1 protein-coding gene is annotated in these 1,686 nt (G+C 66.1%); it reads right to left on the bottom strand.

All coding sequences use genetic code 11. The features are described 5' to 3' along the window. Positions 1 to 181, bottom strand: a 181-nt coding sequence (locus EES42_RS10935) for a VOC family protein (protein WP_277426111.1), incomplete at its 3' end; no start/stop codon positions are given. Positions 182 to 1,686 lie beyond the last annotated feature (1,505 nt).

Below are 1,686 nucleotides of genomic sequence, written 5' to 3'. Positions count from 1 at the left end.
AGAGCCACGCCCCGTCGTCCACGGAGTCGTCCTCCGGCAGGTCGAAGGACGCGAACCACTCCGCGCGCGTCCTGAAGGGGGCCGGCGGTGGCTCGTCGATGTAGCCGAGGGCCGTCTTCCAGAAAACGGCGAGGGTCTGCGCGTCCGCGCAGTCGAGCGTCAGGTCGATTCCGGATGCCATACGAGGGACCGTAACGCGCGCCTCCGACAATCGGCTCGTGGCGGCGGCGTCCCCGCACCGCCCCCGGTCCTTCATCGGACCGGCACATCGGGCGTCGTCGCGTTCCCGGCCCCGCTTGCCCCCGCCGACACCACCGGCGGGGGCAAGCTTGTCTTTGACTTCCGCAATCCCATGGACCCCATGGCGGAATTGCAGATGCCGATGTTTGCCTTTGCCGCCCAGGTCGAGGCACAGAGCATCAGCGACCGTGATACCGGCGCTATGGCTGCCATCCGGAAAATTCCCCTTCGGTGGCGTGGTGGTGGTCGTCCGCCGTGCGGCTACATGCCCGCCCCGATGCCCAAGGAACATGGGGCATTGGTTGGACGCTCGTCCCGGACCCCGATGCGGTCAAGGTCATTGAACGGATTGTCCGTGAGCTGTTGGAGGGGGCGACGGTTTCGGCTATCGCCGTGGGGCTCAACGCTGGCAGCATCCCGAGCCCGCGTGATCACTGGGCCGTGAAGATGGAGCGCGAGAAGGGCGGAAGACCGGCGGGGCCAAGGGGTCGCACGTCGTGCGTGACGTATTCAAACGAAATCCAGAAGGCTAAGGAGCCGGATGGCGATCATCCGTACTTCCCTCGCGATGAGTGCGGGCGGCCCGCATGGGCCGATACGACAATGGACGCAGAGACCCTAATGCCGAGGGGAGTTCAGCGGATGCGGCACGCTGACCGGCTCACGGTCATCGACCTCACACCGCGCCACCCAGACGGGACCCCGATTGAACCCCCGGTGGCCCCGCCCAAGGGCTCCCGCACCGCTTAGCGGACTCGCCCCCTGTCGGCAAGACCGGCTGGCCGGCAGGGGGTCGGTCGGCGTGCACATGAGCCGTCACCGCGTCGTGAGCCATGCCGCGAGTCCGCTTCCCGTGGTCGCGGCGAGGGCTGCCATCAGCCATGCCGGAACATTCTGGATTGTCACATGCAGTCCCCCGCAACGGAGTTCAAAGGAAGGGGCGCGGTTCTTGTCAGTTGTCATGGATGCATCCCATCAAGGTGTACGGGGTCGCGGCACGGGGCACACACGTGAACTTCCGTGAAGTGCGGGCCGGAACGTGAAATCGCGTGAAACCCATACTGCCGTGACCGCGATGGTGTATGCCCTAGCTAATTCGGGCCATGATCAATAGTCGGATCGGGTGAAATCAAGCAAATTGCTTAGATAAATTGCTCGCTGCGAAAATTACACCCGGGCAGAGGCCCCGTGCCGCGTAAGCCCCGCCCCTCGCGCTCTGCCCCGGGTGCCCCGAGCTGACCACGGGCGGGCGCTGCGCCAAGCATCGGCACGAGACCGAGCAACAGTGCGGGACGTTCAACGAACGGGGCCACACCACGCGGTGGCAGCGCATCCGTACGGCGTTCCTGTATCGGCATCCGTGGTGCGTGGCACGGCGACGGTCGCCGACCACTTCCCCGAGTTCGCGGAGGTGGCCCCCACTTGACCTGACAGACCCCCCCCCCC

Source organism: Streptomyces sp. ADI95-17, from assembly GCF_003846175.1.
In the GTDB taxonomy this organism is placed as follows: domain Bacteria; phylum Actinomycetota; class Actinomycetes; order Streptomycetales; family Streptomycetaceae; genus Streptomyces; species Streptomyces sanglieri.
This window is presented reverse-complemented; position numbering and strand designations above follow the sequence as displayed.